Source organism: Burkholderia sp. KJ006, assembly GCF_000262695.1.
Classification (GTDB): domain Bacteria; phylum Pseudomonadota; class Gammaproteobacteria; order Burkholderiales; family Burkholderiaceae; genus Burkholderia; species Burkholderia vietnamiensis.
The window spans coordinates 260,490-279,983 of sequence record NC_017921.1; the positions used below are offsets into that span (position 1 = coordinate 260,490).

The 19,494-nt window shown below is 63.3% G+C and carries 11 protein-coding genes, 2 tRNA genes and 3 rRNA genes; 3 read left to right on the forward strand and 13 right to left on the reverse strand.

Annotation, left to right across the window (positions count from 1 at the left end):
• The first annotated feature begins 1 nt into the window (after position 1).
• The 3 genes from MYA_RS15320 to MYA_RS15330 all read left to right on the forward strand — a co-directional run bounded on the left by MYA_RS15320 (position 2) and on the right by MYA_RS15330 (position 3,720).
• Positions 2-910 carry a LysR family transcriptional regulator gene (locus MYA_RS15320; protein ID WP_041494004.1) on the forward strand — a complete coding sequence of 303 codons (909 nt, stop codon included), beginning with the start codon at positions 2-4 and terminating at the stop codon, positions 908-910.
• 153 nt (positions 911-1,063) lie between these two features.
• On the forward strand, positions 1,064-2,656 hold the full coding sequence (locus tag MYA_RS15325; RefSeq protein ID WP_014724061.1) for an inorganic phosphate transporter: 1,593 nt from the start codon (positions 1,064-1,066) through the stop codon (positions 2,654-2,656).
• A 320-nt stretch (positions 2,657-2,976) separates the two neighbouring features.
• Positions 2,977-3,720 (forward strand): 2OG-Fe(II) oxygenase, encoded by a 744-nt coding sequence (locus tag MYA_RS15330; RefSeq protein ID WP_014724063.1) that lies wholly within the window; start codon positions 2,977-2,979, stop codon positions 3,718-3,720.
• 512 nt (positions 3,721-4,232) lie between these two features.
• Here MYA_RS15330 and MYA_RS15335 read toward each other — a convergent pair.
• The 13 genes from MYA_RS15335 to phnS form a co-directional block, all read right to left on the reverse strand.
• Positions 4,233-5,660: a DHA2 family efflux MFS transporter permease subunit gene (locus MYA_RS15335; RefSeq protein WP_014724064.1), complete on the reverse strand. Its 1,428-nt coding sequence runs from the start codon at positions 5,658-5,660 to the stop codon at positions 4,233-4,235.
• A gap of 734 nt (positions 5,661-6,394) precedes the next feature.
• A 5S ribosomal RNA gene (rrf, locus tag MYA_RS15340) occupies positions 6,395-6,507 on the reverse strand.
• Positions 6,508-6,661: 154 nt separating this feature from the next.
• Positions 6,662-9,543: ribosomal RNA gene (locus MYA_RS15345) — 23S ribosomal RNA — on the reverse strand.
• A 284-nt stretch (positions 9,544-9,827) separates the two neighbouring features.
• Positions 9,828-9,903, reverse strand: a tRNA-Ala gene (locus MYA_RS15350).
• A 38-nt stretch (positions 9,904-9,941) separates the two neighbouring features.
• Positions 9,942-10,018 (reverse strand) — tRNA-Ile (locus tag MYA_RS15355).
• A gap of 63 nt (positions 10,019-10,081) precedes the next feature.
• Positions 10,082-11,614: ribosomal RNA gene (locus tag MYA_RS15360) — 16S ribosomal RNA — on the reverse strand.
• The 16S, 23S and 5S rRNA genes sit together here with 2 tRNA genes alongside, the layout of an rRNA operon.
• Positions 11,615-12,121: 507 nt before the next feature.
• Positions 12,122-12,673, reverse strand: coding sequence for a phosphonate degradation HD-domain oxygenase (locus MYA_RS15365; protein ID WP_041494005.1), 552 nt, complete (start codon positions 12,671-12,673; stop codon positions 12,122-12,124).
• A gap of 4 nt (positions 12,674-12,677) precedes the next feature.
• Complete coding sequence (gene phnY / locus MYA_RS15370; RefSeq protein ID WP_014724066.1) at positions 12,678-14,132, reverse strand: phosphonoacetaldehyde dehydrogenase; 1,455 nt, start codon at positions 14,130-14,132, stop codon at positions 12,678-12,680.
• Entirely contained in the window at positions 14,129-15,439 is a 1,311-nt protein-coding gene (phnA, locus tag MYA_RS15375; RefSeq protein ID WP_011880892.1) for a phosphonoacetate hydrolase, read from the reverse strand. Before phnA ends, phnY begins: the two co-directional genes overlap by 4 nt.
• Positions 15,436-16,296: a 2-aminoethylphosphonate ABC transport system, membrane component PhnV gene (phnV, locus tag MYA_RS15380; protein WP_014724067.1), complete on the reverse strand. Its 861-nt coding sequence runs from the start codon at positions 16,294-16,296 to the stop codon at positions 15,436-15,438. Before phnV ends, phnA begins: the two co-directional genes overlap by 4 nt.
• Positions 16,286-17,206 (reverse strand): 2-aminoethylphosphonate ABC transporter permease subunit, encoded by a 921-nt coding sequence (phnU, locus tag MYA_RS15385; protein ID WP_011880894.1) that lies wholly within the window; start codon positions 17,204-17,206, stop codon positions 16,286-16,288. The genes phnV and phnU overlap by 11 nt, the downstream gene beginning before the upstream one ends.
• Positions 17,184-18,287, reverse strand: a complete 1,104-nt coding sequence (gene phnT, locus MYA_RS15390; RefSeq protein WP_011880895.1) for a 2-aminoethylphosphonate ABC transport system ATP-binding subunit PhnT — start codon at positions 18,285-18,287, stop codon at positions 17,184-17,186. Before phnT ends, phnU begins: the two co-directional genes overlap by 23 nt.
• A gap of 34 nt (positions 18,288-18,321) precedes the next feature.
• Positions 18,322-19,413: a 2-aminoethylphosphonate ABC transporter substrate-binding protein gene (gene phnS / locus MYA_RS15395; protein WP_011880896.1), complete on the reverse strand. Its 1,092-nt coding sequence runs from the start codon at positions 19,411-19,413 to the stop codon at positions 18,322-18,324.
• Between the last annotated feature and the right edge of the window lie 81 nt (positions 19,414-19,494).

Genomic DNA, 19,494 nt, shown 5'->3' on the forward strand with positions numbered 1-19,494 from the left:
GATGCTCGAGCGATTCCATCTCGTCGTGATCCGCGAAGTCGAGCGCCAGGGCTCGCTGACTGCGGCTGCCAACGCGCTCCACCTCACGCAATCGGCGCTCAGCCATACCGTGCGGAAAATCGAGCAGCAGCTCGGCACGCCGATCTGGGATCGGGAAGGACGTGGCCTGCGGCTCACGCAGGGCGGGCAATATCTGCTGAAGCTCGCGAACCGGCTGCTGCCGCAGTTCGAGCTCGCCGAGGAGCGAATGAAGCAGTACGCGAAGGGCGAGCGCGGCACGCTGCGCATCGGGATGGAATGCCATCCGTGCTACCAGTGGCTGCTGAAGGTGGTGTCGCCGTATCTGGCGCGCTGGCCGGACGTCGACGTCGACGTGAAGCAGCGCTTTCAGTTCGGCGGGATCGGCGCGCTGCTCGGCCATGACGTCGACGTGCTCGTGACGCCCGATCCGCTGAACAAGCCGGGCCTGCGCTTCGATCCGGTGTTCGACTACGAGCAGGTGCTGGTGGTCGCCGACGCGCACCGGCTCGCGAACGCCGACTACGTCACGCCCGAGCAACTGGCCGACGAGGTGCTGATCACGTACCCGGTCGAGACCGACCGGCTCGACATCTACAACCAGTTCCTGACGCCGGCCGCCATCGTGCCGCGGCGCCACAAGTCGATCGAGACGACCGACATCATGCTGCAGATGGTCGCGAGCGGACGCGGCGTGGCCGCATTGCCGAAGTGGCTCGCCGACGAATACGCGGACCGCATGCCGGTCGTGCCGGTCAGGCTCGGCAAGCAAGGCATCGCGAAACAGATCTTTCTCGGCATCCGCGACGCCGACGCATCGATCGATTACCTGTCCGCATTTCTCGCGCTCGCACGCGACTCGGCGTCGGACGCGCCACGCATGCTGCGATAGGCGCGCGCGCAAGGCGCGAAGCGGCCCGGATGCATGAGCGTGCTCACTATATGGACGACGGCGTGAACAACGGCGTTTCGCGGTCCGTACTGTCATCAAACTGACGGACAGCCGAAGCTAGGATCGGACGCGGTTCCACTGCGAGATGCCGCCATGAATCAACCTGCTTCGCCCGCCGCACACCATCCCGGTTCCACCGAACGCGCCCGACGTGCCGGCTATGCCGTGTTCCTGCTGGTGCTGTCGGTCGGTGCCGTCTATATCGCCACCCATCTGATCGCCGATCTTGCGCCGGTGCGCGAAGGGTCGCTGTTTCCATACCTGATGCTCGGCGCCGCGCTGCTGATCGCGCTCGGCTTCGAGTTCGTCAATGGCTTCCACGACACCGCGAACGCGGTGGCGACCGTGATCTACACCCATTCGCTGACGCCGAACGTCGCGGTGATCTGGTCGGGCATGTGGAACTTCCTCGGCGTGATGGTATCGAGCGGCGCCGTCGCGTTCGGCATCCTGCAATTGCTGCCCGTCGAGCTGATCCTGCAGGTGGGCAGCGGCGCGGGCTTCGCGATGGTGTTCGCGCTGCTGATCGCCGCGATCGTGTGGAACCTGGCGACGTGGTATTTCGGGCTGCCGTCGTCGAGCTCGCATACGCTGATCGGGTCGATCATCGGGGTCGGGCTGATGAACCAGCTGATGCACGGCCCGAACGGCACGAGCGGCGTCGACTGGGGGCAGGCGCTCGGCGTCGGCAAGTCGCTGCTGTTCTCGCCGCTCGTCGGCTTTCTGTGCGCGGCGCTGCTGCTGCTCGTGCTGCGCGCCGTCGTGCGCGTGCCGGATCTGTATCAGGAGCCGCCGAAGGATCAGCCGCCGCCGTTCTGGATTCGCTGCCTGCTGATCCTGACCTGCACCGGCGTGTCGTTCGCGCACGGATCGAACGACGGGCAGAAGGGCATGGGGCTCATCATGCTGATCCTGATCGGCACCGTGCCCACTGCGTATGCGCTGAACAAGGCCGTCACGCCGGCCGAGTCGCAGACCTTCGTCGCCGTCGCGACGCACGCCGCGTCGACCTTCGCGAAATATTCGAACGGCGTCGCGCCGTCCGCGAATCCGCGCGCCGACGTCGAGCAGTTCGTGCAGCACCGCAAGCTCACGCCAGCCGTGCTGCCCGCGGTGCAGCAGCTGTCGACGTCGCTCGCGCGCGCCGTCGGCGCATCGGGATCGATGGCGGCCGTGCCGCAAAACGACGTCGACAACGTGCGCAACACGATGTACCTGGTGTCCGAGGCGATCCGGTTGATCGAGAAGTCCGGGCAGCCCGCGTTTGCCGCCGACGACAAGCTCGCGATCGACAACTACCGCAAGCAGCTCGATCACGCGACCAAGTTCATCCCGACCTGGGTGAAGGTGGCCGTCGCGATTGCGCTGGGTCTCGGCACGATGGTCGGGTGGAAGCGGATCGTCGTGACCGTCGGCGAAAAAATCGGCAAGCAGCATTTGACGTACGGCCAGGGCGCGTCGGCCGAACTCGTCGCGATGCTGACGATCGGCGCGGCCGATGCATACGGGCTGCCGGTGTCGACGACGCACGTGCTGTCGTCGGGCGTCGCGGGCACGATGGCCGCGAACGGATCGGGACTGCAATGGAGTACCGTGCGCAGCCTCGTGCTCGCGTGGATTCTCACGCTGCCGGCGTCGATCGTGCTGGCCGGCGGGCTGTACTGGTTGTTCCGCGCGCTGGCTTGAGCGGATAACGGCGAGCGGGCGGGCGGCGACGGCTCACGGCCGCGCGGTTGCCGCGGCGGGTGCGAGAGCGGCGGGTTCGGCAGTGGCTTCATTCTTCTTTGTCGCTGCGCTCGGGCACGTCGCCGCAATCGGCGTGCCGTCGTCGCGCGGCTCGCCGTCGCTTCGCGAATTGAAGCGCAACATCCGGAGTGCAGCGGCGCGCGCCGGTCGCTAGACTCGGTTCATCGACATGCATCGCGACGCCCCGCGTGTGCTGCATCCCTGCGAAGCACGCCGCGGGTACGCGCGATGCGACGTCGCGAACGAACCGGGAGTTGTCCGTGAATATCGCCGATCTGCAACCTGCCGCCGACTTGCAGGACATCGCGGCGCGCGTCGACGCAATCGACTGGTCGACCGTCGAGGCCGAACTCGATCGCTACGGCTGCGCGCACGTGTCGAGCCTGCTGTCGCGCGGCGAATGCGATGCGCTGCGCGCGCTTTATCCGCACGATGCGCTCTATCGTTCGCGTGTCGTGATGGCACGTCACGGCTTCGGGCGCGGCGAGTACAAGTACTTCGCGTATCCGCTGCCCGCAGTCGTCGACGCGCTGCGCGCAACGATCTACCCGCATCTCGCGCCGATTGCCAATCGCTGGAATGACGCGCTGCGGATCGACGTGCGCTATCCGCTCGACCATGCGGCGTTTCTCGACCGCTGCCACGACGCCGGACAGACGCGACCCACGCCGTTGATCCTGCAATACGGCGCGGACGACTACAACTGTCTCCATCAGGATCTCTACGGCGAGCACGTTTTTCCGCTACAGGTGGCGATTCTGCTGTCAGCGCCCGGGCGGGATTTCACCGGCGGCGAATTCGTGCTGACGGAGCAGCGGCCGCGTATGCAGTCGCGTGCGGAAGTGGTGCCGCTGATGCAAGGCGACGCGGTGGTCTTCGCGGTGCATGGCAGGCCCGTGCAGGGAACACGCGGCATCTACCGCGTGAACTTGCGCCACGGGGTGAGCAGGATTCGCAGCGGTCACCGCCATACGGTCGGCATCATCTTTCATGATGCGTTGTGAGGGTGTTGGTGGTGCGGATGAGGTGGAGACGGGACTCGGCACGTTGGGGGAGCGTGGGCGGGCGGTTGGCGGTTGGCGGTGGCCAATTGCCGATTACCGATTGGAAGTTGCCGGTTGCCGGTCGCCGGTCGCCGAGTGCCCGTTGCGGGTTGCGGGTTGCGGGTTGCGGGTTGCGGGTTGCGGGTTGCGGGTTGCCGGTTGCCCGTTGCCCGTTGCCGCTTGCCGCTTGCCGCTTGCCGAGTGCCGAGTGCCGAGTGCCGAGTGCCCGTTGCGGGTTGCCGGTTGCCACTCGCCGGTTGCCTGTCGCCGGCAGCAGCCCGGACGGCGTGAAGTTATAAGCGGGCAACGCCACGCGATTTAGAGTTCGCGCGCCGTAAACTGCAACCGACGACTGGCTGCTCCATACGCGCGGTCCGCTGCTCATTGCTGGGGCGGCGTCTCGACTCAGTCCGCAGTGGCGACGAATCGCTGACCGCCGGCCTTCGCGCGACCGCCGCGATCAGAACGACGCTCTACCCGCGCGCCACATTTGCGCGAAGCCGATCGCCGGCATCGGCGGCGAGTCCCGCATAGCCGGGCAACGTCAGCAGAGCGAGCACGCCGGCCGCAATGAACGCCCAGCGAAAATCGTCGAGCACATAATGCACTCTGGCGGCGTCGCCACGCGCCAACGCCGCGACCCGCAGCGACAACGCGCCGAATGCGATGCCCATTCCGATCGTCATCTGCTGCGCGGCGCTCCACAGCGTGCTGGCCGCACTGGTTTGCCGCGCCGGAATATCCGCGTACGCGAGTGTCGCGAGCGTCGTGAACTGCATCGATCGCGTGAGCCCGTAGACGAACACGACCAACAAGGTGACGGCCAACGGCGTCGACGCTGTCAGCCAGCCGCACGCGATCGTGAACAGGCCGACGATCGTCACGTCGACGAGCGCGATGCGCCGGAAACCGAAGCGATCGAGTATCCACGACGTGCCTGCCTTCATCCCGAGATTGCCGATCGCGCTGGCGAGCAACAGCAGGCCGGACTGGAATGGCGACAGCCCGAAGCCGATCTGGAACAACAGCGGCAGCAGATACGGCACGGCGTTGATCGCTATCCGCGTGATCGATCCGGTGATGACGGTGACCGAGAACGTCGGCACCTTCAGCGTCGTGAAATCGAGCAGCGGATGCGCGCATCGTTGCGCATGCAACCATGCGGCAATGCCGAACAACACACTCGCGGCGACCAGGATACCTGCGCGCGTGAAATCGACGTCCTGCTGGCCCGCCGCTTCGGTGCCGATCAACAGACAAGTCAGCGCCGCGCCGGCCAGCACGAAGCCGACCCAGTCGAGCGGCCGCCGCTCATCGGCACGCGTGTTGCGGACGATAAGCCAAGTGCAAACCAGCGCGGCTATGCCAAACGGAACGTTCAACAGGAAGATCCAGCGCCACGACGCGTAGGTGGTGATGAAGCCGCCGACCGGCGGCCCGACGACTGGCGCGACGATGCCCGGCCACGTGATCGTCGCGATCGCACGCATCAGTTTGGCTTTCTCCGTGCTGCGCACGACGATCATTCGCCCGACCGGCACCATCATTGCCCCACCGACACCCTGGAGCAGACGCGCGGCCGTGAACGTGAGCACGCCATCGGAGAGCCCGCACAGCACCGATGCGCCGGAAAAGACGAAGATCGCGGTGGCGAAGACGGTACGCGAACCATAGCGATCCGCGATCCAGCCGCTAATCGGGATGAACACGGCGAGCGCCAGCATGTAGGCCGTCATCCCGACACTCAGCGCATTCGGCCCGACGCCAAACGACTGTGCCATCTGCGGCAGCGCGGTGGCGATCACCGTCGTATCGAGGTACTCCATGAAAAACGTCGCGGCGACGAGATAAGGCAGGAAGTCGGTCGTCCGACGACATGAAGCGGCGGCGCGGTCGGTCATGAATCAATGTGCGGGAATGAGTTGTAGGAACACCGAGCAGTGGCAGGCAGACGAATTGCCGGCAGTCGGACGAACGGCGATATTACCGTGAATGGCGGGAAGCTCGCCGATGACATCTGGCGCTCGGGGACTTTATGCGCATAGATTTTTATTGGGATATTGGGATATACCGGCCACTAGGTGAAGCCCCGCAAGACCGGCGAATCGCACTTACGTCGGCGACGTGATTGAGCATCTAGCGGCCATTTCCGCTCAACACGCAGCATCGTCTTCTACGTCGACGCTATCACCCGTTATATCGCGACGCCGGGGACGCGCGGAATCCTGTACGCGGCATCGTCACCGCGACAACGGTCGTGCTTGCCGGTGATTTCGATGGCACGGCGTTCAGCGGCAGGTTCGCCTACACGCGGCTGTGGCGCCCAGTAGGAGATCGTTGGCGCGTGGCCGCCGGACATGCATCGCAGATATCGCCAGCTTGATGCATCGCGCGTTCCGGCGATGAGCAGTTCCGCGGCAGCGTGACGATCAGGGGATATGAGCCGACTCGTCGTGAACCTGGTGAGCAGCGTGGCTTCTAGCGAGTCGGTCCTGGGCACATCACCGAGCTATCGCAAACCGACCGGGTTCGTTCGATCCTGCCGACTCGAGCCGATGCAACTGGCCGAGTGCTCTTTCTGCCGCGCCAATGCAAAAACCCCCGCCTTTCGGGCGGGGGTTTCTGGCTTAGGGGAGCCTGACGATTACCTACTTTCACACGGGAATCCGCACTATCATCGGCGTAGAGTCGTTTCACGGTCCTGTTCGGGATGGGAAGGGGTGGGACCGACTCGCTATGGTCATCAGGCAAAGAGGGTTGTTCTGCTGGCGTGGCCAACAGAACCAATCTTGGAAGAAGCAGTAATTTAGGTTGTGTGTATCACACACGAGAATCCAACATGTCGCTCCGGATCGCGGCCAGTGCTTTCGCACGGCGCCGATCTACAAGGCAGACTTGTTATAGGATCAAGCCTTACGGGCAATTAGTATCAGTTAGCTGAACGCATTACTGCGCTTACACACCTGACCTATCAACGTCCTGGTCTCGAACGACCCTTCAAGGGGATCTAGTCCCCAGGGATATCTCATCTTAAGGCGAGTTTCCCGCTTAGATGCTTTCAGCGGTTATCTCTTCCGAACATAGCTACCCGGCGATGCCACTGGCGTGACAACCGGTACACCAGAGGTTCGTCCACTCCGGTCCTCTCGTACTAGGAGCAGCCCCCTTCAAATATCCAACGCCCACGGCAGATAGGGACCAAACTGTCTCACGACGTTTTAAACCCAGCTCACGTACCTCTTTAAATGGCGAACAGCCATACCCTTGGGACCGGCTACAGCCCCAGGATGAGATGAGCCGACATCGAGGTGCCAAACACCGCCGTCGATATGAACTCTTGGGCGGTATCAGCCTGTTATCCCCAGAGTACCTTTTATCCGTTGAGCGATGGCCCTTCCATACAGAACCACCGGATCACTATGACCTGCTTTCGCACCTGCTCGACTTGTCGGTCTCGCAGTTAAGCACGCTTATGCCATTGCACTATCAGCACGATTTCCGACCGTACCTAGCGTACCTTCGTACTCCTCCGTTACGCTTTGGGAGGAGACCGCCCCAGTCAAACTGCCTACCATGCACTGTCCCCGACCCGGATCACGGGCCAAGGTTAGAACCTCAAACAAACCAGGGTGGTATTTCAAGGACGGCTCCACCGAAACTAGCGTTCCGGTTTCATAGCCTCCCACCTATCCTACACAGATCGGTTCAAAGTCCAATGCAAAGCTACAGTAAAGGTTCATGGGGTCTTTCCGTCTAGCCGCGGGTAGATTGCATCATCACAAACACTTCAACTTCGCTGAGTCTCGGGAGGAGACAGTGTGGCCATCGTTACGCCATTCGTGCAGGTCGGAACTTACCCGACAAGGAATTTCGCTACCTTAGGACCGTTATAGTTACGGCCGCCGTTTACCGGGACTTCAATCAAGAGCTTGCACCCCATCATTTAATCTTCCGGCACCGGGCAGGCGTCACACCCTATACGTCCACTTTCGTGTTTGCAGAGTGCTGTGTTTTTATTAAACAGTCGCAGCCACCAGTTTATTGCAACCCCTTCACCCTCCTGGCGCAGGCCAGTCAAGCTACAAGGGCGTACCTTATCCCGAAGTTACGGTACCAATTTGCCGAGTTCCTTCTCCCGAGTTCTCTCAAGCGCCTTAGAATACTCATCTCGCCCACCTGTGTCGGTTTGCGGTACGGTCATCGTTAGACTGAAGCTTAGAGGCTTTTCTTGGAACCACTTCCAATTGCTTCGCTCCCGAAGGAGCTCGCGCCACACCCTTGAATTACGCACCCGGATTTGCCTAAGTGCCTTCTCCAATGCAGCGACCGGGACTTCCAACACCCGGACAACCTTCCGCGATCCGTCCCCCCATCGCATCTAACAATGGTGCAGGAATATTGACCTGCTTCCCATCAGCTACGCATTTCTGCCTCGCCTTAGGGGCCGACTCACCCTACGCCGATGAACGTTGCGTAGGAAACCTTGGGCTTACGGCGAGGGGGCCTTTCACCCCCTTTATCGCTACTCATGTCAGCATTCGCACTTCCGATACCTCCAGCACCCTTTACAAGGCACCTTCGCAGGCTTACGGAACGCTCTCCTACCATGCGAGCAAAGCTCGCATCCGCAGCTTCGGTATATAGCTTAGCCCCGTTACATCTTCCGCGCAGGACGACTCGATCAGTGAGCTATTACGCTTTCTTTAAAGGGTGGCTGCTTCTAAGCCAACCTCCTGACTGTTTTAGCCTTCCCACTTCGTTTCCCACTTAGCTATATTTGGGGACCTTAGCTGGCGGTCTGGGTTGTTTCCCTCTTGACACCGGACGTTAGCACCCGATGTCTGTCTCCCGTGATTGCACTCTTCGGTATTCGGAGTTTGCTATGGCGGGGTAATCTGCAATAGACCCCCCAACCATGACAGTGCTCTACCCCCGAAGGTGAGACACGAGGCACTACCTAAATAGTTTTCGGAGAGAACCAGCTATTTCCAGGTTTGTTTAGCCTTTCACCCCTATCCACAGCTCATCCCCTAACTTTTCAACGTTAGTGGGTTCGGACCTCCAGTACGTGTTACCGCACCTTCATCCTGGCCATGGATAGATCACCTGGTTTCGGGTCTACGCCCAGCAACTGAACGCCCTATTCGGACTCGCTTTCGCTACGCCTGCCCTATACGGTTAAGCTTGCTACTGAACGTAAGTCGCTGACCCATTATACAAAAGGTACGCCGTCACCCCTTGCGAGGCTCCGACTGTTTGTATGCATGCGGTTTCAGGATCTATTTCACTCCCCTCCCGGGGTTCTTTTCGCCTTTCCCTCACGGTACTGGTTCACTATCGGTCGATCACGAGTATTTAGCCTTGGAGGATGGTCCCCCCATCTTCAGACAGGATTTCACGTGTCCCGCCCTACTTGTCGCACACCTAGTTCTTTCATACTGTTTTCGCCTACAGGGCTATCACCTGCTATGGCCGCACTTTCCAGAGCGTTCGGCTAACAATACAAATAAAGAGTGCAAGGCTCATCCCATTTCGCTCGCCACTACTTTGGGAATCTCGGTTGATTTCTTTTCCTGCGGTTACTTAGATGTTTCAGTTCACCGCGTTCGCTTCTCTGGACCTATGTATTCAGTCCAGGATGACCCAAAAGGGCCGGGTTTCCCCATTCGGATATCTACGGATCAAAGCTCGTTTGCCAGCTCCCCGTAGCTTTTCGCAGGCTACCGCGTCCTTCATCGCCTGTGATCGCCAAGGCATCCACCACATGCACTTGTTCGCTTGACCCTATAACGAGTCTGTCTCATCGACAGTCGCTACAGGTTGAGTTCTCGCGTTGTGCCGTATTCCAATTGAGCCGAACATGAAGTTCGAATCATCTTGAGATACATCGATACAATCACAACCCGGATAGTTTTCACGTCCATCTCAAGACGCTTCTACTATCCAAATTACTTACTTCTTCCAGATTGTTAAAGAACGACAGCCGATATGGTGTTACTCATATCACTCTGACTGGCTCAATCGCCAATGACAAAAGCTCGACGCGTCGAACGCTTGTCATTGAGGATTGGTGGAGGCAGACGGGATCGAACCGACGACCCCCTGCTTGCAAAGCAGGTGCTCTCCCAGCTGAGCTATGCCCCCATGAGTACAGATGCCTCAGGGTGTTACCGCCAGACAAATGGTGGGTCTGGTTGGATTCGAACCAACGACCCCCGCCTTATCAAGACGGTGCTCTAACCGACTGAGCTACAGACCCCTGAGTCTGTCTTTAAATTTACAGCCGATAAGCGTGAGCGCTCAACTTTGCGAGAAGCTCTGGAAAGGAGGTGATCCAGCCGCACCTTCCGATACGGCTACCTTGTTACGACTTCACCCCAGTCATGAATCCTACCGTGGTGACCGTCCTCCTTGCGGTTAGACTAGCCACTTCTGGTAAAACCCACTCCCATGGTGTGACGGGCGGTGTGTACAAGACCCGGGAACGTATTCACCGCGGCATGCTGATCCGCGATTACTAGCGATTCCAGCTTCATGCACTCGAGTTGCAGAGTGCAATCCGGACTACGATCGGTTTTCTGGGATTAGCTCCCCCTCGCGGGTTGGCAACCCTCTGTTCCGACCATTGTATGACGTGTGAAGCCCTACCCATAAGGGCCATGAGGACTTGACGTCATCCCCACCTTCCTCCGGTTTGTCACCGGCAGTCTCCTTAGAGTGCTCTTGCGTAGCAACTAAGGACAAGGGTTGCGCTCGTTGCGGGACTTAACCCAACATCTCACGACACGAGCTGACGACAGCCATGCAGCACCTGTGCGCCGGTTCTCTTTCGAGCACTCCCGAATCTCTTCAGGATTCCGACCATGTCAAGGGTAGGTAAGGTTTTTCGCGTTGCATCGAATTAATCCACATCATCCACCGCTTGTGCGGGTCCCCGTCAATTCCTTTGAGTTTTAATCTTGCGACCGTACTCCCCAGGCGGTCAACTTCACGCGTTAGCTACGTTACTAAGGAAATGAATCCCCAACAACTAGTTGACATCGTTTAGGGCGTGGACTACCAGGGTATCTAATCCTGTTTGCTCCCCACGCTTTCGTGCATGAGCGTCAGTATTGGCCCAGGGGGCTGCCTTCGCCATCGGTATTCCTCCACATCTCTACGCATTTCACTGCTACACGTGGAATTCTACCCCCCTCTGCCATACTCTAGCCTGCCAGTCACCAATGCAGTTCCCAGGTTGAGCCCGGGGATTTCACATCGGTCTTAGCAAACCGCCTGCGCACGCTTTACGCCCAGTAATTCCGATTAACGCTTGCACCCTACGTATTACCGCGGCTGCTGGCACGTAGTTAGCCGGTGCTTATTCTTCCGGTACCGTCATCCCCCGACTGTATTAGAGCCAAGGATTTCTTTCCGGACAAAAGTGCTTTACAACCCGAAGGCCTTCTTCACACACGCGGCATTGCTGGATCAGGCTTTCGCCCATTGTCCAAAATTCCCCACTGCTGCCTCCCGTAGGAGTCTGGGCCGTGTCTCAGTCCCAGTGTGGCTGGTCGTCCTCTCAGACCAGCTACTGATCGTCGCCTTGGTAGGCCTTTACCCCACCAACTAGCTAATCAGCCATCGGCCAACCCTATAGCGCGAGGCCCGAAGGTCCCCCGCTTTCATCCATAGATCGTATGCGGTATTAATCCGGCTTTCGCCGGGCTATCCCCCACTACAGGACATGTTCCGATGTATTACTCACCCGTTCGCCACTCGCCACCAGGTGCAAGCACCCGTGCTGCCGTTCGACTTGCATGTGTAAGGCATGCCGCCAGCGTTCAATCTGAGCCAGGATCAAACTCTTCAGTTTAAACCTGTTACTGTTTTCGGTTCCGTTAAGAACCGGTCGCTCACTCAAAGCTGACAGGTATATGAATCTCTTCATAAACCTGACTTACTTTAGTGTGAGACTCTTGATACTTTCGCTTTCTGATCCGAAGATCAGCTCGCTTCCATCAAGCGCCCACACTTATCGGCTGTTAATTTTTAAAGAGCATTTCTGCGAGGAACTTCGCGTTTCTCAGCAGCGCTGCGTTTTCAGCAGCAGAGAAGCGAGATTATGAACCGTCTTTCTTCACTCGTCAACAACTTTTTGAACTGCTTCGTTGTGACGGTGAGGGGTTCAGCTTCGTGTGCACCTGGGTCACCACATCCACCCAACCGCACCGCTTCCCTTCTTCTTCCGCGCCGCGTTTCCGGTAGCGCGAAAGAGGCGTGATTCTATGCAGCTCACGGCAATCGCGCAAGGGGTTTCGTGAAATATATAAAGCCCCGCACGCTACCGCGTGCGGGGCTTTATATACAAACAGTCGAGCAGTCAGCCCGTCCGCGCCTGGCGGGCCACGATTTCCATATAGTGATCAAGGCCCGGCGTGACCTTGCCCTGCTCCTTGGCCCTGTCGTCCCAGCGGCGCAGGCGCAGCGCATCCGCGGCGAACGGGCGCCGCAGGAATGCCGCCGCATCGTCGTCATCGAAGATGCCGCCCTGCAGCGCGAGGCTGCGCACCGAATCCGCCGACAGGCCGTCGACGTAGCCCGCTTCCGTACGGCACAGGCAGCGCTTTGCGTCGACGTGCAGCCGGATCGGCTCCAGCACCGCGTCGCCGAACAGCGGCCGCAGGAACGGCAGCACGTAATACTGGTGCAGATCGTCGATGCCGCGTGCGCTCGGCGTGTCGCCCTGGCGGTTCAGCAGATGCCCGAGGTCGTGGAGGAACGCCGCCGCGATCAGCGCGTCGTCCGCGCCGGCTTCCTCCGCCAGCAAGCCGCACTGCAGCGCATGCTCCAGCTGCGTCACCGGTTCGCCGCTGTACGCGACATGACCGTGCGCGCGATACAGCCCGTCGATCTCGTCCACGGTCAGTGCCATCCGCCTACTCCCACGGCAGCGAGAACGTCTTCAGGTTCGTGAAGCTCTTCATCGCCTCCTGAACGCCTTCCTTGTAGCCGAGCCCCGAATCCTTGATGCCGCCGAACGGCGACAGCTCGATCCGGTAGCCGGGCACCTCCCACACGTTCACCGTGCCCACCTTCAGTTCGTTCACGAACCGCACGACCGCCGCCGTGCTGTCCGTACACACGCCCGACGACAACCCGAACGCCGTGCCGTTGCTGATGCGGATCGCGTCGTCGATCGTGTCGAACGCGATCACCGGCGACACGGGACCGAACGTCTCCTCACGCACGATCGTCATCGACGGATCGACGTCGTCGAGCACGGTCGGTGCATACAGCGCACCGCGCCGAACGTTGCCCGTCAACAGCCGCGCGCCGTGCGCGACGGCTTCTTCGACACGCGCCTCGAACAGGCGCGCCGCCGCGGCGTCGATCACCGTTCCCATCTCGTTCGCGACGTCGAACGGATCGCCGTACTTCCACGCGCGCGTCTTTTCGACGAGCAGCTCGGTGAACGCCGGCGCGATCGAGCGCTGCACCAGGATCCGCTTGACCGCCGTGCAGCGCTGCCCGGAGTTACGGTACGAACCCACCACGGCCAGCGATGCGGCGCGCTCGAGATCCGCATCGTCGAGCACGATCAGCGGATCGTTGCCGCCCAGCTCCAGCACGATGCGCCGGTAGCCGGCCCGGGCCGCGATCGCCTTGCCGATCGACACGCCGCCCGTGAACGTGATCAGCGCTGCGTGCGGATGCGTGACGAGCTCATCGGCGATTTCGCGCGGGTCGCCGGTCAGCACCTGCAGCATCGGCTCCGGCAAGCCGGCTTCGTAAAGCAGATCGGCCAGATAGAACGCCGACAGCGGCACCTTCTCCGACGGCTTCACGATCACGCGGTTGTTGGTGGCGATCGCCGGCGCGATCTTGTGCGCGACCTGGTTCATCGGGTGATTGAACGGCGTGATCGCGACGATCACGCCGTCGAGCGGCTGCCGCTGCGAGAACACGCGACGCGCCTTGCCGTGCGGCGTCAGATCGCACGAGAAGCTCTGCGCGTCGTCGCGCAGCGCCTCGGCGGACGCGAACTTCAGCACGTCGGCGACGCGGCCGATCTCGTAGCGGGAGTCCTGCTTCGACAACCCGGACTCGAGCGTGATGAGGTCGGACGCCTCCTCGCAGCGCGCGCGCAGCAGCGCCGCCGCACGTTCGAGGATCTGCGAGCGCTCGTAGCGCGTGAGCGCGGGCCGATACGCGATCGCGTAGTCGAACGCGGCGCGCACGTCGTCGACGCTCGCCAGCGGCGCGGTCCCGACGCGCGTGCCGGTGTACGGATCGTCGATGTCGAACACGCGGGCGCGCGAGGCGCGCGTGCCGCACCAGCGCAGCGCCTCGGCGCGGAACGCCGGATGATCCTGGCGCGGATGAACGATCATGACGCGATCCGGTTCAGCACGAAATCGAAGACGTCGAAGTTGCGCGGACGGCGCGCCGGGTCGCGCGGCTCGATCCGGCGGTTGAAGATCAGCGGCACTTCCTGCTCGGACACGCCGCCATGCGAGCGCAGCGGCACGGTCAGGCCGGACAGGTCGTGCTCGCGCTCGCGCGTGCCGACGGCCGTGTCGCGGCGCGCGACCACCACGAGATCGCCGATCCGGTCGGCCGGCAGCTCGAAGCGCGCGGCGGCTTCCGCGTTGTCGAGCACGAGCTCGATGCCGTCGAGGTCGCCGATGCGCCACATCGCGTCGGTCCGGTCGACACCCGGCGCGAGGTAGACCGTCGCGAACGAGCCGAGCGCGCCGTGATGCACGACGTACGGGTCGGTGATCGGCAGGATCACGCGCGCGGACTGCGCGCCGAACCAGCGGTCGAACGCGTCCTGCAGATAGACCACGTTCGGACGGCCGGTGGCCGGATCGTGCTTCGCGTTCATCCCGTGGTCGGCCGTGAGCCCGATCGCCCAGCCGAGCGCGTCGAGTTGCGCGAGATAGCGGTCCATCATCGCGTAGAACGCGTTCGCGCCCGCGCTGCCGGGCTCGCACTTGTGCTGCACGTAGTCGGTGGTCGACAGGTACATCAGATCGACCTGCCGCGTCTGCGCCAGCCGCACGCCGGCCGCGAACACGAATTCGGACAGCGCCGCGCTGTATACGTCGGGTGACGGCAGGCCGACCCAGTCGAGCACGTCGACGATCCCGTTTTCCGCGAGATTGGCCTGGGCGGCCTTCTCGGCGGAAAAGCAGATGCCGTTCATCCGCCAGCCGAGCAGCCGGCGCAGCTTGTCCTTCGCGGTGACCACGGCCACGCGCGCGCCGGCGTCGGACGCCGCCGCGAGCAGCGTGCCGGCGCGCAGGTAGGACGGATCGTTCATCATCACTTCGGCGCCGCGGCCGCCGTCGGCGGTCGCGTCCCAGAAGTAGTTGCCGCAGATGCCGTGCACCGACGGCGGCACGCCGCAAACGATCGACAGGTTGTTCGGGTTCGTGAAGGTCGGCACGACGCTGTCGGCGCGCCACGCGGTGCCCTCCGCGATCATGCGGCCGAGGAACGGCGCGACGCCGGCCGCCACCGCGCGCTCGAGATAGTCGTACTCGCAGCCGTCGACGCAGACGACGACCGTCGGCTCGACCGGCAGCCGATAGCGCCGGCCGTTCACGTCGACGCAGCGCGCCGCGAGATCGGCCGAAAGGTTGCCGGCACGCACGTGCTCACCGGGCAGTCGCAAGGAGAATGCGGCGTTCATGATGCAGCCCTCGTGCCGCGCGGCACGCGCGCGGCGATCAGCAGCAGCGCCGCGAGCGACGCGCCGAGCATCAGCAGCGACAGCGCCGATGCGGGAAGGTAATAACCGCGCTCGACCTGGCCGATCACGACGATCGGCACGGTCGCGAAACCGGGCGGATAGACGGTCAGCGTCGCGCCGAGCTCGCCGAGCGACAGCGCAAAGCCGAGCGCGAGACTCGCGCGCAGCGCCGGCACGAGCTGCGGCAGCAGCACGCGGCGCAGCACCATCGCGGGCGGCGCGCCGAGGCTCGCCGCGGCTTCGCGCAGCACGGTCAACTCGGGGCGCAGCGCGGCCGCCGCGCAGCGATAGCAGAACGGCAGGATCAGCGCGAGCTGCACCAGCACGACGATCGCGGCGGAGCTCGACAGGTCGAGCGGCTTCTGGTGATACGCGATCAGCACCGCGAGCCCGAGCACGACGCTCGGCACGCCGTTCGGCACCATCACGAGCGCATCGACGATGGCGCCGACGCCGCGTCGGTCGCGCCCTTCGAGCGCGAGCGCGAGCCATAGGCCGACGATCGTGCCGAGTGCGGCCACGCCGAAGCCGATTTCGAGGCTCGTCAGCAACGCGTCGTATTCCGGCGCGCCGAGCCGTTCGAACCAGCGCAGGCTGTAGCCGGCCGGCAGGATCGTGCCCGACCACCGCGTCGCCACGCTCGACAGCGCGACGACGACGACCGGCAGCACGAACAGCCAGAAGCACGCGAACGCGGCCAGCGCGAGCGCCGCGCGCGATGCATGCTTGAGCAGCGTGTCGCTCCAGTCGGCCCGACGGCGCGGCACCGCTTGCCCGATACGGAATTCAGCGGACATCGTTTCCTCCCGTCGCACGCCGGTTCACCCGGCGATAAACCGCATAGAGCGCGAGCGACAGCGCGAGCATCACGACCGCGCCGGCCGACGCGGTCGGCAAATCGAGATCGACGGTCGCGCTGCTGTAGATGGCGACCGGCAGCGTCACCAGGCGCGCGCTGCCGAGCACGAGCAGAATCCCGAACTCGTTCAGCGTGAGCAGGAAGCACAGCACGGTGCCGGCCGCGATGCCCGGCCATGCGATCGGCAGCACGACGCGGCGCGCGAGCATCGCGCCGGACGCGCCGAGGCTGCGCGCGGCTTCGACGAGCCGCAGGTCGAGCGTCGCAAACGACGCGAGCGTCGGCCGCACGACGAACGGCGTGTAGAACACGGTCTGCGCAAGGATCACGCCGCCGATGCCGAACAGAAAATCGAGCGGCGGTTGCTCGAGATGGAACAGCTGCTGCAACGCGACGCCGATCGAGCCTTGCGAGCCGTACAGGAAGATCAGCGTGAACGCGACGAGGAACGACGGGAACGCGACGTACAGTTCGAGGAAGCGCGTGACGAGCGACGCGCCCGGGAACGGCCTGAAAAACAACAGCGCGGCCAGCAGCACGCCGAGCACCGACGCGGCGCCGGCGCTCGCGAACAGCACGCCGACGGTCGTCAGCAGCACGTTGCGCATCTCGGGATTGCCGAAGAAGGCGCGATACGCGGCAAGGCTCGGGCCGTGATCGCCGGAGACGCTCAGCAGCACGAGGCGCGCCAGCGGATAGACGACGAGCGGGCCGAGCACGACGGTCGCGAGCGCGACGAGGTGCAGGTCGCCCAGGCGCTTGCGGCGCCGCGCAACGGCCGCATGCGCGGCGGCCGACGCGCGCACCTGCGGCGGCAGCGCGGCTTCAGGGCTCGATAAGGACGACATCGTCTGCCTCGCAATGCAGGGACACGCGCGCGCCACGCGCCGGGGCCGCGCCGCGGCCGCGCTGCATCGTCACGCGCACGGGTTCGTCGGGCGCCGCGTCGAGCACGACCGCGATCGACAGCTCCGCGCCCTGCCATTCGACCGACGACACCGTGCCGTGCAATCCGCCCGCCGCGAGCGGCATCACGGTCAGCCGCTCGGGGCGCACGCATGCGACCTTGTCGCGCACGTCGTGGCGCGGGTCGCCGAGCGGGAAGATCACGTGCGGCGGCAACAGGTTGGCCGGCCCGAGATAGCGCGCGACATAGCCGTCGCGCGGTGCGTCGTACAACTGCTGCGGCGTGCCGAGCTGCGCGATCCGGCCGTCGCGCAGCAGCAGCGCACGGTCGGACAGCACGAGCGCGTCGTCGCGGTCGTGCGTCACGCAGACGACCGTCAGGTTCGGCAAGCGCTCGTGCAGCGCCTTGAGCTCGCTGCGCACCGAGGCCCGCAGGTTCGCGTCGAGCGCCGACAGCGGCTCGTCGAGCAGCAGCACGTCGGGCTCGATCACGAGCGCGCGGGCGAGCGCGACGCGCTGCTGCATCCCGCCAGACAGCTGCGCGGGCAGGTGATGCCCGGCGTCGCCGAGTTGCACGAGCTTGAGCGCGTCGGCGACGCGGCGCGTCACCTCCGACGACGCCATGCGGCGCGCGCGCAGCCCGAATGCGACGTTCTCGAACACCGACAGATGCGGGAACAGCGCGTAATTCTGGAACAACAGACCGAGATTGCGCTTGTGCGGCGGCGCATGGGTCAGGTCGCGCCCGGCGACGCTCAGCGTGCCGGTCAGCCCGTCGGCCTTCACGAACCCGGCGATGAAGCGCAGCAGCGTGGTCTTGCCGCAGCCGCTCTTGCCCAGCACGGTCAGGAATTCTCCGGCGCCGATCGACAGCGACAGATCTTCCAGCACCGTGCGCGCGCCGTAGCGCACGCTCAGATGCTCGATCAGCACGCCGCCCGGCGCGCCGGCGCGCAGCGTCGCACGCGGCTCGGCGGCGCCGAACGCGCCGGGATGGGTCAGGGTGGTGTCCACCGGGTTCATCCTCTCGGTCACGAATACGGGCGGCGTGCGTGCATCACTTCGGCTTGACGACGTCGACCGGCTTGCCGGAGCTGCCGATCACGTCCTTCTTCCAGCGCTCGATCCACACCGGCTTCTTCGCCATCACCTGGTTCCAGTCGACCGGGATCAGCTTGACGCCCGCGATCGCCTTCCTGACCGCGTCGCCGTTCTTGCCGGCCAGCGGCACGTCGGTACGGCCGGGGATGCCGTACATGTCCGGCACCTTCGCTTGCACGTCGGTCGACATCAGGTAATCGATCAGCTTCTTGCCCGCGTCCTGGTTCGGGCCGCTCTTGATCAGGCCGATGCCGTACGGCAGCTGGAACGTGGTCGGCTGGTCGCCTTCCTTGGCGGCCAGGAAGATCGGCTTGACCGACAGCGCGCCGTGCTCGGCATCGTCGAGGTCCATCTGCAGGTCGCCGTTCGCGACGCTGATCTCGTTGCGCGACAGCAGCACGTTCAGATAGCCCGTGCCCTTGGTGTGGAACTTCACGCTCTGCGACAGCTTCGCGAGATAGTCGAACGCCTTGTCCTCGCCCATCAGCGACGTCGTCAGGATCAGCACGGCCATCCCGTCGCCGGCGGTCGCCGGGTTCGAGTACGCGACCTTGCCGGCATAGCTCGGCGACAGCAGATCGGCGAACGTCTTCGGCTGGTTCTTCACGACGTCCGGGTTGATCGCGAACGAGAAGTAGTTGTTCACGAACGTCGCCCACGTGCCGTCCTCCGCCTTCGCGATCGCCGGCACGTTCTTGTAGTTGACGCTCTGGTACGGCTGCAGCAGGCCCATCTGGCCGGCCTGCTGGATGAACGGCGGCAACGTGACGATCACGTCCGCCTTCGGCGAGTTCTTCTCGATGTTCGCGCGGTTGACGACCTCGCCGCTGCCCGCCGTCACGATGTTGACCCGCACGCCTTCCTTCTTCTCGAACGCCGGCAGTACGTCGCGATAGAGGTTCTCGAGACCGTCCGCCGTGTACAGCACGACCGCGTTCGCCGCATGCGCGGGCAGCGCCGCGCCTTGCAGCAGCCCGGCCGCGCACGCGGCCAGTGCGAGCTTGCGGAACGCGCCGGCAGCGGCGCGCGAGGAATTCTGCAGTGTCATCTCACTTCTCCGTAGGCGGAACACCAAACGGCCGGGGACGATCCGGCTCCTTTTAGTCGACGCCGCCCGACAGCCGGCCTG

Coding starts and splice junctions, on each gene's coding strand:
- MYA_RS15320 (WP_041494004.1), top strand. CDS start 2: ATGCTCGAGCGATTCCATCTCGTCGTGATCCGCGAAGTCGAGCGCCAG.
- MYA_RS15325 (WP_014724061.1), top strand. CDS start 1,064: ATGAATCAACCTGCTTCGCCCGCCGCACACCATCCCGGTTCCACCGAA.
- MYA_RS15335 (WP_014724064.1), bottom strand. CDS start 5,660: ATGACCGACCGCGCCGCCGCTTCATGTCGTCGGACGACCGACTTCCTG.
- MYA_RS15365 (WP_041494005.1), bottom strand. CDS start 12,673: ATGGCACTGACCGTGGACGAGATCGACGGGCTGTATCGCGCGCACGGT.
- phnY (WP_014724066.1), bottom strand. CDS start 14,132: ATGATCGTTCATCCGCGCCAGGATCATCCGGCGTTCCGCGCCGAGGCG.
- phnA (WP_011880892.1), bottom strand. CDS start 15,439: ATGAACGCCGCATTCTCCTTGCGACTGCCCGGTGAGCACGTGCGTGCC.
- phnV (WP_014724067.1), bottom strand. CDS start 16,296: ATGTCCGCTGAATTCCGTATCGGGCAAGCGGTGCCGCGCCGTCGGGCC.
- phnU (WP_011880894.1), bottom strand. CDS start 17,206: ATGTCGTCCTTATCGAGCCCTGAAGCCGCGCTGCCGCCGCAGGTGCGC.
- phnT (WP_011880895.1), bottom strand. CDS start 18,287: ATGAACCCGGTGGACACCACCCTGACCCATCCCGGCGCGTTCGGCGCC.
- phnS (WP_011880896.1), bottom strand. CDS start 19,413: ATGACACTGCAGAATTCCTCGCGCGCCGCTGCCGGCGCGTTCCGCAAG.